Below are 13,781 nucleotides of genomic sequence, written 5' to 3'. Positions count from 1 at the left end.
AGCTTGCTGTTTATTTGCTTGATCAACGGCGCAGCGCCGCCGGCTTGAAAACCGGCGGGCGCCTTGTTCGATCAGGGAGAGGTGGTGTGGACAAGAAGGGGGCCATGCCCCCTTTGGCAGCAAGCCTTAGAAGTCGCGCTTGTAGAAGATGTCCAGGGAGCTGGCAAAACCGCTGGCCGCTTCCAGGTAGACCTTCTTGCTCAGTTTGTAGCGCAAGGCAATGGTGCTGGCGGGTTCGAAGACCCCGACGCCATAACGCAGACTGAGTTTCTCGGAAATATTGCCGCTAGCCACCACGCTGGTGCTGTTGCCACTGCCTTGGGTGTCCAGCTGAAAGTCCTGGATGCCCAGGTTCTTGGCAATGCCGCCGGTGAGCTCGGCGCTGCCCATCAGCCCCAGGCCCAGGGCCGCCTGGGCCAGCATGTTGTTGTCTTCACCGGTAGAGCTCAGCGGCCGTCCCAGTACCAGGTAGGACAAGGCCTGTTCCTGACTCATGGCCGGCTCGGAGAAGATCTGCGTCGCCGGTTGCTCGGCGCTGCCACTGAGGCGGATGCCGGCAATCACGTCGTCGGTCTGGCGCACCGCCTCGATATCCAGGTACGGCTGGTCGATGGGGCCGGCAAACAGCAACCGTGCACGACGCACCGTCAGGCGCTGGCCATAGGCCCGATAACGACCGTCGTTGAGCCACAGCTCGCCGCGGGTATCCATGTTGTCGCCAATGTGCACATGCCCCCGCAGGTTGGCGGTAAGGCCGAACCCGGCAAAGCTGAGTTTGTCCTGGCCCACCTCCACATCGATGTTCATCGCCATGGCCATGGGCTTCTTACCTTCGTCGGTCTGCTGGCCGACGATGACCGTGTCATCGGAAACCTTGACCGTCGAGGGCGGCAATTCGCGTACGGTGATCTGCCCCTTGGGGATCAGCACCTTGCCGTTGATTGCCAGCTTGTCGTCTTGCAGTGAAATCTTCAGGTCCGGAGCCATTTCCAGCGCGGCATAGGGCTCGACAGTGACGGGCAACTGCGTGCCCTTGAGGCTCAGGTCCACCGCCAAGGCTCGCCCCCAGGCGATATTGCCATTGAGGTTGCCCTGCCCGGCCTTGCCGCTTTTCCAGCCGCCGTTGAGTTGCACGCTCTCGCCCATGATCTGCGCGCTCAATTGCAAGTCTTCAAGGCTGATGGGCAGCTCGGAACCGGAGACCTCACCGCCACTGAGTTGCAGATTGCCGTTGACCTGAGGCGCCAACAGCCCGCCAGACAAGCGACCACTGCCGTTCAGGTTGCCACTGAGTTTCTCCACCATGGGCACAAACGGCCGTGCCACGGACAGATCCAGACCACTGAGGCGGAACTCTCCGGACAACGGTTTGCTTTTGGGCAACGGATTGATCTGTGCCTGAACCATCAGTTCGCCCAACTTGCCGCCGTCGAACTGCAACTGGGTATCGATGCGTCGCGGGTTGAGGCGGGTATCGAGCTTCAACGCCTGATAGGGGAAGTCCAGCCACTGACCCTTGTCCTTGACCCGTAGGGTGCCACCACTGGCATCCAGCAGGATCTGGCCTTTGGGACCGCTGGCCGGCAGGTCCAACTGTACCTCGGCATTGAGCATGCCCTTCCAGGCGAAATCCTTGGGCAGCCATTGAGCCAGGCTGTCGATGGGGAAACGCTTGAGGTGATAACGCAGCTTCGGATCGGGCATCAATCGCTGGTCTTCGCCACACAGACTCGCATCGCCGCTGGTCCAGCAATGGGCGCCAAAGTTGAGGGTGCCATTGGCCAAACGCTCCAGCTTCGCCGGGTTCTGCAGTTTCCAGTCCTGGCCGCCGGTCTGTACATCGCCACTGGCCAGGCGCCCCCGCCAGTTGCCCTGATCCAGCGCGCCGTCCAGCCCCAGGGCCAGTTTCAACAGTGGGCCTTGCAAATCCAGTTGCAGTTTCTGTTTTTTGATATCGCCCTGGCCGGCCAGGGTCAGGGTGCCAAGCTGGGTGTCTCCGGCCTGAATTCCACTGCCCTTGAGATCCACCTGGGCCTGTTGCGCGCCGTCGAGAGTCGCCCCCAGCTTGAGGCTTTGCAGGCGGTTGTCGGCAAAGGCCAGTTGCTGCCCCGAGAGGTCCACCTTGCCCTGTGGCGCCTTGAGCGTGCCTGCCAGATCTACCCGGCCATTGAGTTGCCCGCGCAACTGCGGCCATAGCTGGCCCAGACGCGGCAGCTTGATGTCCAGCTGGCCAGCGATTTTCTGCTGCAGGCTGCCGGAGCCGTTGATGCGGTTGTCCCCCAGGCGGATATCCAGGGCACTGAGGTTCCATTGCTCCCCTGCTCCGTCGGCCTTGGCCAGCAGCACGGCCGGCTGCCCCCGCAGGCGCCCCTTGAGGTCGAGGTCGGCCGTGACCTTGAGCTGTTCGTTCTTCATTTCCCCCTGGCTGCGCAAAGGGCCGGCCAGGGTACCGGGCAACTCGGCCAGCCAATAGGCCGGGTTGATGGCCGACAGTTCCAGCGCCGTATCCCAGGCCACACCGTCGGCAAATTGCAGGTTCAGGTGCCCCTGGGCCTTGCCTTGTCCGGCCGTGAGTTGGAATTGCGGCAGGAAGATCTTGCTCAGGTCGCCACTGAAGGGACTGCTCAAGCTGAAGGCGCCTGCCGGGCCATCCAGGTCACCCTTGAAGTTGCCCAGGTAGTTGCCATCCCGATAGGCCACTTCTGCATTGAAGCTGCGCAGCGCCACGGCCGGGTCTTCGATTAATGGGTAAAGGCGATGCCAGGGGAAATCCAGCCAGGCAAGCTTGGCCTCGGCCGAGAAGCCTTGGCTCCAATCAAGCTGACCGCTGAGATTGAGGCTCTGCTTGTCGTTGGCTCGCAACTCCAGCGTGGCAATCTGCGCGCCCTGGGCGTCGACCTTGCCTTGCAACAGCAGAGCCACCGGCCCTTGCTCCGCCGGCAGACTGGCCTTGCCGTCGAGCTGGTAGCCGTTTTTCAAGTCCCCCTTGCCGGTCAGTTCCAACTGATCCAGTTGCAGGGTGTCCGGCAAGTCAGCGCTGGCCTTGAAGCCACTGGCAATGATCCGCACTTGCGCCGGCAGGTTCTCCACCAGGGGTTGCAGCTCAGCGCTCAACTGCCCTTGCAGATAGCCACTGCTGTCGGCCTTGAGTTTCAGGGTCTTGAGCAGATCGCCTTCGACCTGCATAGCCAGCGCCCAGGGACCGCCGCCAGGAGCGGGCAAGCCGAGGGTGCCCTGAGCCGTCAGGGGCCAGTCGCCACTGGGTTGCAACAGGCCGGACAGGTCGAGGCTCAGGTCATCGCGCTGCAGGTGCACCGAGTCGATCTGCAAGCCTTGAGCGGTCCAGCGCGCCGCCAGTTGCAGCCCCTTGAGTTCTTCACTGCCGTTGAACAACAAGCGGCCGACCCGTACTTGTCCCAGCTCGATGGCCACGGGCAGACGCAGTTCCGGCAGGCTGATGGGCCCTGTGCTTTCTTCGGCATCGTTGCTGGGAGCGAACTGCAGGCTGACCTGATCGGCCTCCAACTGCTCGATGCACAGGGTCATGCGCAACAGGCAGGCAGGAGACCAGGCAAATTTCACCGAATCGAGCTCAACCCGGCTGCCGTCCTGCTGCCAGAGCAGATGGTCTGTGCTCCACTGGCTACCCAGATGGCCCTGGAAATTGTCCAGGGTCAGCCCCGGCACCAGGCCCAGGGCCCAGCGGCTGCCGGCCTGGGTCCCCAGCACCGTGGTCAAGGCCAGGAGGGTCAGGATCACCAGCGCAAGAATCGCCAGCAGCGTTATCTTCAAGGTGCGCTTCAAAGCTCTGGCCCCATGGAAAAGTGCAAGCGAATCCCACCGTCGTCATTCATCGCGTGGGCCAGGTCGACCCGGATCGGCCCTACCGGCGACACCCAGCGCAGCCCCACACCAACCCCGGTCTTGAGGTTCGGTAGCTCCAGTTTGTTGAACGAGTTGCCCTGATCGACAAAGGTCGCGATCCGCCATTTCTCGGCAATGGAGTACTGATACTCGACACTGCCAGCCACCATGTAACGACCGCCAATGCGATCCCCTTCGGAGTTCTTCGGGGACAGAGTCTGGTAGTCGTAACCACGCACGCTCTGGTCGCCACCGGCGAAGAAGCGCAAGGACGGCGGAATGGACTTGTAACCGTTGGTGGCGCTACCTCCGAACTGCACACGCCCCAGAAAGCGGTGATTGTCCCAGGCCGTTGTCAGGCCTTTGAGCAGGACCGTTCCGTACAACAGGTTGGTGTCGGAGCCCACGCCTTCCTTGGCCAGCTTGGTATCGAATTGAATGCGATAACCGTTGTGCGGATCGATACGGTTGTCGCTGCGCAGGTAGGAATAGGTCAGGCCAGGCATCAGCAGATTACTCAGGCCCGAGTCGTCCCCAAGGCGATACTCCTCACGTTGATACTTCAGCGAGACCACGCGCTGCCAGCCGCTGGGCAACTTGCTGTGCCACTCAGGGCCCACTGTGAGCAGCTTACTCAGGGTATCGGTGCCGGAGATTTCTTCATTCTGATAACCACCGGCGAAGCGCAGCTTGTCGGTCAGCGGCGGGTCCAAGGGAATGTCATACCACAGGCCGACGTTCTGCCGGGGCTGGGAGACTTCAGCCTCCCAGCCATAACTGTGACCCTGGGGATTGACCCAGTGTCGGGTCCAGTTGGCCTTGACCCGGGGGCCGACGTCAGTGGAGTAACCCAGGCCAAGCCCCATGGTCCGGGGCTTGCGGGTTTCCAGCAGGACCGCCACTGGAATCACCTCGTGCTCGGCAGCAGTGGGCGCGGCATCGACCCGCACGCCCTCGAAATAGCCGCTGGACTGTAGCGCCTGGTTGAGTTCGGCAATCAGCTCGGAGTCGTAGGGAGCACCGTTCTTGAAGGGCACCATGCGCCGCAACAGGTCTTCGTCGAACAACGAGTCCCCGGTGAAGCTGACCTTGCCCAGGGCGTAACGCGGACCGCTGTCATACACCAGTTCGATGTCCGCCACCCCGGCCAGGGGGTCTACCGACAATTGCTGGCGGGTAAAACGTCCGCTGAAAAAACCGTAGCGCGAGGCCTGGTTCTGAATCAGGCGCTTGGCATCTTCGTAACGGCCATGATTGAGCACAGCGCCAGGCTTGAGCTGGTCACTGTCAGGGGTGCGGAAGGACTTGAGGGACGCTGCCGGGCCTTCGACCCGGATCGTCACATTGCGCAGATGCACCGGCTCGCCGGGGTCGATACGCAACAACAGGCGGGGTTTCTCGCCGCCGCGCACTTCGCTTTCGATACGGGGCTGGTAGTAGCCCAATGCCTGGGCGGCTTTCTTCGCCTGCTCCTCGGCGCCCCGGCTGAATCGCTGCAGGGCTTCTTCATCACGATCACCGACACCGCCAATGTAACCTTCCACATTGGCTTTCAGCTCGTCATTGGCGGGCTTTACCCTGACATCCAATTCGCTCTGCGCCAGCGCCGCACAGCTTGTGAACAACAGCAAAAAGCCGCTGGTAAATCTTCCTGGAAACTTCATAGGCGCGGATGCTATCACGAGCTTGGGGGGGCGATAGAGCGCTCAAGTGCTGGGAAAGTTCTATATCAGGCTGTTGCTCTTTGTAAGAGTTGCGGGTTCGGATGAAAGAATACGTGCTCGCGGACCGGCCCTACCGCGATCTCTCCGATCTCTTCATAACCCTGGCGTTTATAGAACTCCAGATAGCGCGGATTACCCGTATCCAGCACCACGCCCTGGGAATGCTCATCCACAGCACACCAATTGTGCACCGCCTCCAGCAGCTGTTCGCCGAAATGCTGCCCCTGGAATTGCGGGTGCACGCCTAGCAATGGCAAGACATGGACCGCATCGCCGGGCAGGCAGGCCTGCACCGCCTCGTGGTACTCCAGATATCGCCGCGTGCAACGAAACCCGGTACTCAGCACCATGCGCAACCGCCAGGCCCAGCTTTCGGTAATGCCCAGGCGGCGTTGCGGTGGGGCGATCAGGGCAATGCCGATCAAGCGGTCGTTGACCAGTAGGCCGATGGCCGGCAGGTCTTGCAGAAAATGCTGTTTCACCAGCTCACGCACCGTGGCCCGCACCCGCTGTTCATAACCGGCACGCTCGGATTCGAAAATGAAACCGAAGGTCGGCTCATGGCGATAGGCCTGGTACAGCAGCGACCGCGCTTCACGGGAATAGCCGCTGTCGAGCATATGGATATCGGCGATGGCGTTGGCGGTATCAGGCATGTCGGTCACTCTCCCCTGGGCCCGGCTCGAATGGCCGCACTCTTGTTATTACGAACCTGGCGCGGCGCTGATCGTTCCCACGCTCAAGGACATTAGCAGCGCATTCGCGGGGCCGCCATGCTGGTCGACCCGGGCGTAGTCAGCTAGCATCGCTGTTTTGCCAGGACCGCCGACCATGAAGATCGTCTCGTTCAATATCAACGGGCTGCGCGCCCGCCCCCATCAGCTGGCGGCGCTGATCGACAAACACCAGCCGGACGTGATCGGCCTGCAGGAAACCAAGGTCGCCGACGAGCAGTTTCCCCTCGCCGACGTCCAGGCCCTGGGCTACCACGTGCACTACCACGGCCAGAAGGGCCATTACGGTGTCGCCCTGCTCTCGCGCCAGGCACCACTGGCCGTGCATAAAGGCTTCGAGGGCGATGACGAAGACGCCCAGCGGCGTTTTATCTGGGGTACTTTCGCCGATGCCAACGGCACGCCGGTGACCATCATGAACGGCTACTTCCCCCAAGGTGAAAGCCGCGACCATCCCACCAAGTTCCCGGCCAAGGAACGCTTCTACCATGACCTGCAGCACCTGCTGGAAAATCGCTTTAGCAACGACCAGCCCCTGGTGGTCATGGGTGACGTGAATATTTCCCCGGAAGACTGCGACATCGGCATCGGCGCCGAAAATGCCAAGCGCTGGCTCAAGACCGGCAAATGCAGCTTCCTGCCGGAAGAGCGCGAGTGGATGGCACGCTTGAAGAACTGGGGTCTAGTAGACAGCTTCCGTCACCTGAACCCCGAGGTGAACGATCGCTTCAGCTGGTTCGACTACCGCAGTCGCGGTTTCGAGGACGAACCCAAGCGTGGCCTGCGCATCGATCTGATCATGGCATCCCAGGGGCTGCTGCCCCGGGTCAAGGACGCCGGCGTCGACTATGAACTGCGGGGCATGGAAAAGCCCTCTGACCATGCGCCGATCTGGCTCGAGTTGAGCTGATTCACAGGCACAAAAAAGCCCATCGCAAGATGGGCTTTTTACTACCGCTTACATTTGGACCACTTCAACCCGTTCAGTGGTGCCAGCAGCTGCGATGGCGTTGATGGCGCTCTCGAGAGTGGGCTCCGAGTCGTACAAATGACTGACCAGAATCACTTCCTTGCCGGCCTTGAGCTTGAAATAAGGTTTACCGCCCGATGAAATTTTCTTGACGTAGCGCTCAGGAGAAGCGCAGTGTGCGCGGAACAGGCCGAGAGCCGCCTCGGCACTGTCCCGGCAAGGGAATCGGTCGCTTTGAAGCATGGTCTGCGCCTCCTTTGTCTTCAGCAAGAATCTGCATGCACCACTGCCATACTGCTTCAGCTCGAACCAGGCACTCATTTGTAACTCCTTTGCTTACTACGAAATAGCAGCACAACACTGCCGAGGCATCTGCGGGGGGATGACGCGTTGGCAGTCGCCCCAATCCCCGCCAGACAAAGTTGCCAACTCTACGCAGCCTCCGAAGACTGGTCTTTAGGACAAGTCTCAAAAAATCTAGAGAAAACAGCTATTTACGATGTAGGACTTTCGCCATTTATCGCCAGAAAGTGCCGCTCGTCACATACCTGTCACCTCCCTGACTTAATCTCGCCAGCACTCTCCTCTTTCTCAATAGAAGGCCAGTGCCGCCATGCCCCGCGCTTCCACCGTCAGTGAACGAGATATCTGGTGCCGGACCATCAGCCTGTTTCTGATCGGCTTTGTTTGCTATGCCCTGCCTTGGTCGGTGTTCGCCGCCTTGCCCCTGGCGCCCGACAATGCCGCCGTGCTGCGTATACAGGGCTCCAACACCATCGGCGCCCAGCTTGGCCCGGCGCTGGTCAAGGGCTTGCTTGAACAACAGGGTCTGCACAACGTCAGGATCGAGGGCGGTGGCAAGGACAATGAGAAACGCGTTCTAGGACAGAGCGCCCAAGGTCGGACAGTCAGAGTGGACGTTGCCGCCCACGGTTCGAGCACCGGCTTTAGCGCACTGAAAAACGCCCAGGCCGATATTGCGGCCGCCTCCCGACCGATCAAGGACAGCGAACTGGTGGAGCTGGAAAGCCTGGGAGACCTGAAAAGCCCTGGCGCCGAACAGGTCATCGCCATCGATGGTCTGGCAATCATCCTTCATCCGCACAATCCGCTGAGCCAGCTAAGCACCGAGCAACTGGCCCGCCTGTTCAGTGGCGAGATCAAGACCTGGGAAGAGCTGGGGAGCACGGGCGGGCTGGTCCACCTGTATGCCCGGGATGATCAGTCCGGCACTTACGACACCTTCAAGGAGCTGGTCCTCAGCCGTCGCGACAAGGCGTTGAACCCGACGGCCAAGCGTTTCGAATCCAGCGAACAGCTGTCGGACGCGGTGAGCCGGGACCCTCAAGGCATCGGCTTCATCGGCCTGCCCTACGTACGCCAGGCCAAGGCCGTGGCGATTATCGACGGTGACTCCCAGCCCATGCCGCCCCTCAACAGTCTGATCGCCACTGAGGACTACCCACTGTCGCGGCGTCTGTACCTGTACTTGCCGCCCAATGGGCAGAACCCCTGGGCGGACGCCCTGGTGAGTTTTTCCCAGAGCGCCAAAGGCCAGGCCATCGTCGCCGCCAACGGCTTTGTCGCCCAGACCGTGCAAGCCATGCGGGTAACGCCCAGCCCACAGATGCCCAAGGCCTACCAGCAACTGAGCCGGGATGCGCAACGCCTGAGCGTGAACTTTCGCTTCGAGGAGGGCAGCGCCAATCTGGACAACAAGGCACGCCAGGACCTGAATCGCGTCCTGGATTACCTGCGCCAGCACGGCAAGATGAACCGGCACGTCACTCTGGCCGGATTCGGGGATGCCAAGAGCGACCCGGCACGCGCTGCGCTGCTGTCCAAGCTGCGGGCCATGACAGTGCGCAGGGAACTGGTGAAAAGCGGCGTGGTGTTTCGCGAGATCCGCGGTTTCGGCGCTGAGCTGCCAGTGGCGGCCAACAACGCCGACGAGGGCCGGATCAAGAACCGGCGCGTAGAAGTCTGGGTGTACTGAATACACAGCAACCGGCCTGCCACAGGCGTCGCCCGGCAGGCCGGCTGCATGATCATCAATGGCTGCTGCGCAGCATTTCCTTCGGCACATACTTGCCGATTTCGTACTTGCCAATGGCCGCGCGGTGTACTTCATCCGGGCCATCGGCCAGGCGCAAGGTGCGCTGCATGGCGTACATGTAGGCCAATGGGAAGTCATTGGATACCCCGGCCCCACCGTGAATCTGGATCGCCCGGTCGATCACCCGCAGGGCCACATTCGGCGCCACTACCTTGATCTGGGCAATCTCGCTCTTGGCCACTTTGTTACCCACGGTGTCCATCATGTAGGCCGCCTTGAGGGTCAGCAGCCGAGCCATGTCGATCTCCATCCGCGAGTCGGCGATCTTGTCGATATTGCCCCCCAGGCGAGCCAGCGGTTTGCCGAACGCGGTGCGATTCACCGCACGCTTGCACATCAATTCCAGCGCCCGCTCGGCCATGCCAATGGAACGCATGCAGTGGTGAATGCGGCCCGGGCCGAGGCGGCCCTGGGCAATCTCGAAACCACGCCCCTCTCCCAGCAACACGTTCTCATAAGGTACGCGGACGTTGTCGAACAACACTTCGGCGTGACCATGCGGCGCATCGTCGTAGCCAAACACCGGCAGTGGACGGACGATCTTCACCCCGGGGGTATCCACCGGCACCAGGATCATCGAGTGCTGCTGATGACGCGGCGCATCCGGATTGCTCAGGCCCATGAAGATCAGAATCTTGCAACGCGGATCACAGGCGCCCGAGGTCCACCACTTCTTACCGTTGATGACCCACTGATCGCCGTCGCGCACCGCGCGGGCCGCCATGTTGGTGGCGTCGGAGGAAGCCACATCCGGCTCGGTCATGGCGAACGCGGAGCGGATCTCGCCACGCAGCAGCGGCTCCAGCCAGCGCTGCTTCTGTTCTTCGCTGGCATAACGCACCAGCACTTCCATGTTGCCGGTATCCGGCGCCGAGCAGTTGAACGGCTCGGGGCCCAGCAGCGATCGGCCCATGATCTCCGCCAGTGGCGCATATTCAAGGTTGGTCAGGCCGGCCCCCAGTTCCGACTCAGGCAGAAACAAATTCCACAGACCTTCAGCCTTGGCCTTGAGTTTGAGCTCTTCCATGATGGCGGTCGGCTGCCAACGATCACCTTCGGCAACCTGACGCTCGAAGACCGCTTCAGCCGGATAAACATAGGCATCCATGAACGCGGTGACGCGCTCACGCAGCTCTTGAACCTTGGGGGAATAGGCGAATTCCATGGGCAGTTCTACCTTTGTGAAGAACGGGTGTTGGGGGACTGAAATCGATGCTAGATCAGCTACGAAAATTTACCTAGCCTATTCTCGGCGTGTATTAACATTCATCACCGATATATGATCGGCTGATCCGAAAGGCCTCCGAGCCTCCCTCACAGGCCCTAACAATAAGAGTGCAGCGCCATGAATCTGAGCAAGGTCGACCTCAACCTCTTCATCGTTTTCGACGCGATCTACACCGAAGCCAACCTGACCCGCGCCGGGCAGATCGTCGGCATCACTCAACCGGCGGTGTCCAACGCGCTGGCGCGTCTGCGCGAGACCTTCAATGATCCGCTGTTCGTCAGGACCGCCCAGGGCATGGTGCCCACCCCCATGGCACAGAACATCATCGGTCCGGTGCGCAATGCATTGTCACTGCTGCGGGTTTCAGTCCAGGAAAGTCGGATTTTCAACCCTCTGCAAGCGGTCAAGACCTACCGCATCAGCATGACCGACCTGACCGAGGCAGTGATCCTGCCCCCCCTGTTCCAGCGCCTGCGCCGCCTGGCACCGGCGGTGATCATCGAGAGTTTCCTCTCCAAGCGCCGGGAGACCACCAAGGAACTGGCAGCCGGGCGCCTGGACTTTGCCGTGGACGCCCCCCTCAACACCGACCCCCAGGTGCGCCACGTCAAGCTCATGGAAGACCGTTACGTGTGCGCCATGCGCAAGGGCCACCCCCTGGCCGGCAAGGAAAAGTTCACCCTGGACGACTACCTGTCCCTGACCCACATCCATATTTCCAGCCGTCGCAGCGGCCTGGGCCATGTCGACCTGGCGCTGGGCAAGATGGGCATCCAGCGCAAGATCACCCTGCGCTCCCAGCACTACCTGATGGCTTCACAAGTGTTGCAACAAACCGACATGGTCATGACCGTCCCGGAACGTTTTGCCCGACGCCATGACCTGCAGGCCTTCAATCTTCCGGTCAATGATGTACCACCGGTGGAAACCCACCTCTATTGGCACGAAAGCACCGACCAGGACCCGGCCAACCGTTGGATGCGCGAACAGATGATCGAGTTGTGCCAACAGGTGACCGCCCACGAAAAGAAACTCGACCAGCAGACAGCCTGACCCCTTCGCCGGCAAGCCCTCACTGTAGGAGCCGGCTTGCCGGCGAACGGGATCGACGCGGATTGCTTGACGTATACGTAAACCTGCCTTTAGCTTAGCGCCAAGTCCCACCTTGAGCGCCTCCATGAGCAGCCAGACCTACAGCATCTCCGACCTCGCCCGCGAGCTCGACATCACTACCCGGGCCATACGCTTCTATGAAGAGCAGGGCCTGCTGGCCCCTGAGCGTCGCGGCCAGGAACGCATCTACTCCCCACGGGACAAAGTCAGTCTGAAGCTGATCCTGCGGGGCAAGCGCATCGGCTTTTCCCTGGCCGAATGCCGTGAACTCATCGAGCTCTACGACCCCAGCAGCGGCAACCTGAAGCAGTTGCACAGCATGCTGGCGAAAATCGGCGAACGGCGAGAGCAGCTCGAACAGCAGTTGCTCGACATCGAACAGATGAAGCTGGAACTGGACACCGCCGAAGAGCGCTGTACCCAGGCGCTGGAACAAACCATCCAGAACCAGAAAAGCACCGCACAATAATCCTTGGGACACCTGCGCCGCTCGCGCCGGCATCCGCCCTCCCTCATAGAAGGTGAACCTGAATGTCACTCCCCAGCCATGTACGCCTGATCGAAGTGGGCCCCCGCGACGGTCTGCAGAACGAAGCCCAGCCCATCAGCGTCGATGACAAGGTGCAATTGGTCGATGCCCTGACGGCGGCAGGCCTGGGCTATATAGAAGTCGGCAGTTTCGTCTCGCCCAAGTGGGTACCGCAGATGGCCGGTTCGGCCGAGGTCTTCGCCCGCATCCAGCGCAAGCCGGGGGTGGTCTACGGCGCGCTGGCGCCGAACCTGCGGGGCTTCGAAGATGCCCTGGCGGCGGGGGTCAAGGAAGTCGCGGTGTTCGCCGCCGCATCGGAGTCCTTCTCCCAGCGCAACATCAACTGTTCAATCAGCGAAAGCCTGCAGCGCTTCGTGCCGATCATGGAGGCCGCCAAGCAGCATGGCGTCAGCGTGCGCGGGTATGTGTCCTGTGTGCTGGGCTGCCCTTACGAAGGTGAGGTAGCCCCGGAGCAAGTGGCCCTGGTGGCCCGTGAGCTGTACGCCATGGGCTGCTACGAAGTGTCCTTGGGCGACACCATCGGCACCGGCACCGCCGGCGACACCCGCAGAATGTTCGAAGTGGTGAGCGCCCAGGTACCACGGGAGAAGCTCGCCGGCCACTTCCACGACACCTATGGCCAAGCCCTGGCCAACGTCTACGCCAGTCTGCTGGAGGGCATCGCGGTGTTCGACAGTTCGATCGCCGGCCTCGGCGGCTGCCCCTATGCCAAGGGCGCTAGCGGTAACGTTGCTACCGAGGATGTGCTGTACCTGCTCAACGGCCTGGGCATACACAGCGGTATCGACATGGATCGCCTGATCGATGCTGGCCGGCAGATCTGCACGGTGCTGGGCCGTCCCAGCGGTTCTCGTGTGGCCAAGGCACGTAGCGCCGGGTGAGCCAATGTGCGGCCGGGTGTTACCGGCCGCTCTAAACGGTGGCGGGAACGAGTAACACGGAAACAGTTTGTCGATTTTATTGCGATGCAGATTGTCCTACAAAAACATCAAGCCATTGATTTTAAAGGATTTTAAAAAGTTGGCACGGCTCCTGCTATCTCTATGGCATAACAAGAATAAAAAGCAGCAAACCTAATAAAAATAAGACGTAACGACTCTGACATAACAAAAACAACACGGCAGAGACGCAGCTAACAGATTTTTTTGGAGAGGATGTGATGTGCAGGAGGGCTTGCAAGAGCCACCCGCAACCGGTCAGAGAACAATAAAACTACCCTGAGGTAGCTCCCGAACTGGTTGGATCGCCCTGGCGACACGTTAGATCAGCGCTCAAAAAAATACGTTTGCTCTTGATCCCGGATGGGGATCGCCAAAAACAGCGGTAAAGGGCCACGGTTGCCAAAAACAACAATAGACCGCCCCTCAATAATAAAAAAAGAGCACGCAACGACAAATTAAAGGGGAGCTTCGGCTCCCCTTTGTGCTTTCTGCAATTTAGCTTTTGCCTGCCCTTCTCGCCCATAAAGCGTGCACCCGTCCA

General features: G+C 60.8%; 10 protein-coding genes. 5 read left to right on the top strand and 5 right to left on the bottom strand.

Going from position 1 to position 13,781, the window contains the following annotated elements; translation table 11 throughout:
• Window positions 1-126: 126 nt before the first annotated feature.
• From J5M73_RS20935 to J5M73_RS20925, 3 genes are all read right to left on the bottom strand, one after another.
• Window positions 127-3,804: a translocation/assembly module TamB domain-containing protein gene (locus J5M73_RS20935; protein WP_207816078.1), complete on the bottom strand. Its 3,678-nt coding sequence runs from the start codon at window positions 3,802-3,804 to the stop codon at window positions 127-129.
• A complete protein-coding gene (locus J5M73_RS20930; protein WP_207816076.1) occupies window positions 3,801-5,528 on the bottom strand; it encodes an autotransporter assembly complex family protein in 1,728 nt (575 codons plus the stop codon). Before J5M73_RS20930 ends, J5M73_RS20935 begins: the two co-directional genes overlap by 4 nt.
• A 65-nt stretch (window positions 5,529-5,593) precedes the next feature.
• Complete coding sequence (locus J5M73_RS20925) at window positions 5,594-6,244, bottom strand: GNAT family N-acetyltransferase (protein ID WP_110596189.1); 651 nt, start codon at window positions 6,242-6,244, stop codon at window positions 5,594-5,596.
• A gap of 175 nt (window positions 6,245-6,419) precedes the next feature.
• Here J5M73_RS20925 and xthA point away from each other — a divergent pair, with 175 nt between their 5' ends.
• Window positions 6,420-7,232, top strand: a complete 813-nt coding sequence (gene xthA, locus J5M73_RS20920) for an exodeoxyribonuclease III (RefSeq protein WP_102864701.1) — start codon at window positions 6,420-6,422, stop codon at window positions 7,230-7,232.
• Between the two features lie 48 nt (window positions 7,233-7,280).
• Here the strand turns inward: xthA and J5M73_RS20915 are convergent, their stop codons facing one another.
• On the bottom strand, window positions 7,281-7,613 hold the full coding sequence (locus tag J5M73_RS20915; RefSeq protein WP_102864700.1) for a YegP family protein: 333 nt from the start codon (window positions 7,611-7,613) through the stop codon (window positions 7,281-7,283).
• Window positions 7,614-7,905: 292 nt separating this feature from the next.
• On the opposite strand from J5M73_RS20915, the gene J5M73_RS20910 reads away from it, so the two are divergent.
• On the top strand, window positions 7,906-9,288 hold the full coding sequence (locus tag J5M73_RS20910; protein WP_207816074.1) for a phosphate ABC transporter substrate-binding/OmpA family protein: 1,383 nt from the start codon (window positions 7,906-7,908) through the stop codon (window positions 9,286-9,288).
• Between the two features lie 55 nt (window positions 9,289-9,343).
• Here J5M73_RS20910 and J5M73_RS20905 read toward each other — a convergent pair whose 3' ends face one another.
• On the bottom strand, window positions 9,344-10,573 hold the full coding sequence (locus J5M73_RS20905; RefSeq protein ID WP_102881801.1) for an acyl-CoA dehydrogenase: 1,230 nt from the start codon (window positions 10,571-10,573) through the stop codon (window positions 9,344-9,346).
• A gap of 180 nt (window positions 10,574-10,753) precedes the next feature.
• On the opposite strand from J5M73_RS20905, the gene J5M73_RS20900 reads away from it, so the two are divergent.
• The 3 genes from J5M73_RS20900 to J5M73_RS20890 all read left to right on the top strand — a co-directional run bounded on the left by J5M73_RS20900 (window position 10,754) and on the right by J5M73_RS20890 (window position 13,180).
• The gene (locus J5M73_RS20900) at window positions 10,754-11,689 is read left to right on the top strand and encodes a LysR family transcriptional regulator (RefSeq protein ID WP_102864697.1); all 936 of its coding nucleotides are present in this window, start codon (window positions 10,754-10,756) and stop codon (window positions 11,687-11,689) included.
• Between the two features lie 124 nt (window positions 11,690-11,813).
• On the top strand, window positions 11,814-12,218 hold the full coding sequence (locus J5M73_RS20895) for a MerR family DNA-binding transcriptional regulator (RefSeq protein ID WP_102864696.1): 405 nt from the start codon (window positions 11,814-11,816) through the stop codon (window positions 12,216-12,218).
• A 62-nt stretch (window positions 12,219-12,280) separates the two neighbouring features.
• On the top strand, window positions 12,281-13,180 hold the full coding sequence (locus J5M73_RS20890) for a hydroxymethylglutaryl-CoA lyase (protein ID WP_102864695.1): 900 nt from the start codon (window positions 12,281-12,283) through the stop codon (window positions 13,178-13,180).
• The last annotated feature ends 601 nt before the right edge of the window (window positions 13,181-13,781 follow it).

Origin of the sequence: Pseudomonas sp. 50_B, from assembly GCF_017491625.1 — a bacterium.
GTDB lineage: Bacteria > Pseudomonadota > Gammaproteobacteria > Pseudomonadales > Pseudomonadaceae > Aquipseudomonas > Aquipseudomonas danubii.
This window is presented reverse-complemented; position numbering and strand designations above follow the sequence as displayed.

Excerpts from the sequence above, each read along its gene's own strand:
- J5M73_RS20895 (WP_102864696.1), top strand. The coding sequence starts at position 11,814 with ATGAGCAGCCAGACCTACAGCATCTCCGACCTCGCCCGCGAGCTCGAC.
- xthA (WP_102864701.1), top strand. The coding sequence starts at position 6,420 with ATGAAGATCGTCTCGTTCAATATCAACGGGCTGCGCGCCCGCCCCCAT.
- J5M73_RS20890 (WP_102864695.1), top strand. The coding sequence starts at position 12,281 with ATGTCACTCCCCAGCCATGTACGCCTGATCGAAGTGGGCCCCCGCGAC.
- J5M73_RS20930 (WP_207816076.1), bottom strand. The coding sequence starts at position 5,528 with ATGAAGTTTCCAGGAAGATTTACCAGCGGCTTTTTGCTGTTGTTCACA.
- J5M73_RS20915 (WP_102864700.1), bottom strand. The coding sequence starts at position 7,613 with ATGAGTGCCTGGTTCGAGCTGAAGCAGTATGGCAGTGGTGCATGCAGA.
- J5M73_RS20900 (WP_102864697.1), top strand. The coding sequence starts at position 10,754 with ATGAATCTGAGCAAGGTCGACCTCAACCTCTTCATCGTTTTCGACGCG.
- J5M73_RS20925 (WP_110596189.1), bottom strand. The coding sequence starts at position 6,244 with ATGCCTGATACCGCCAACGCCATCGCCGATATCCATATGCTCGACAGC.
- J5M73_RS20910 (WP_207816074.1), top strand. The coding sequence starts at position 7,906 with ATGCCCCGCGCTTCCACCGTCAGTGAACGAGATATCTGGTGCCGGACC.
- J5M73_RS20905 (WP_102881801.1), bottom strand. The coding sequence starts at position 10,573 with ATGGAATTCGCCTATTCCCCCAAGGTTCAAGAGCTGCGTGAGCGCGTC.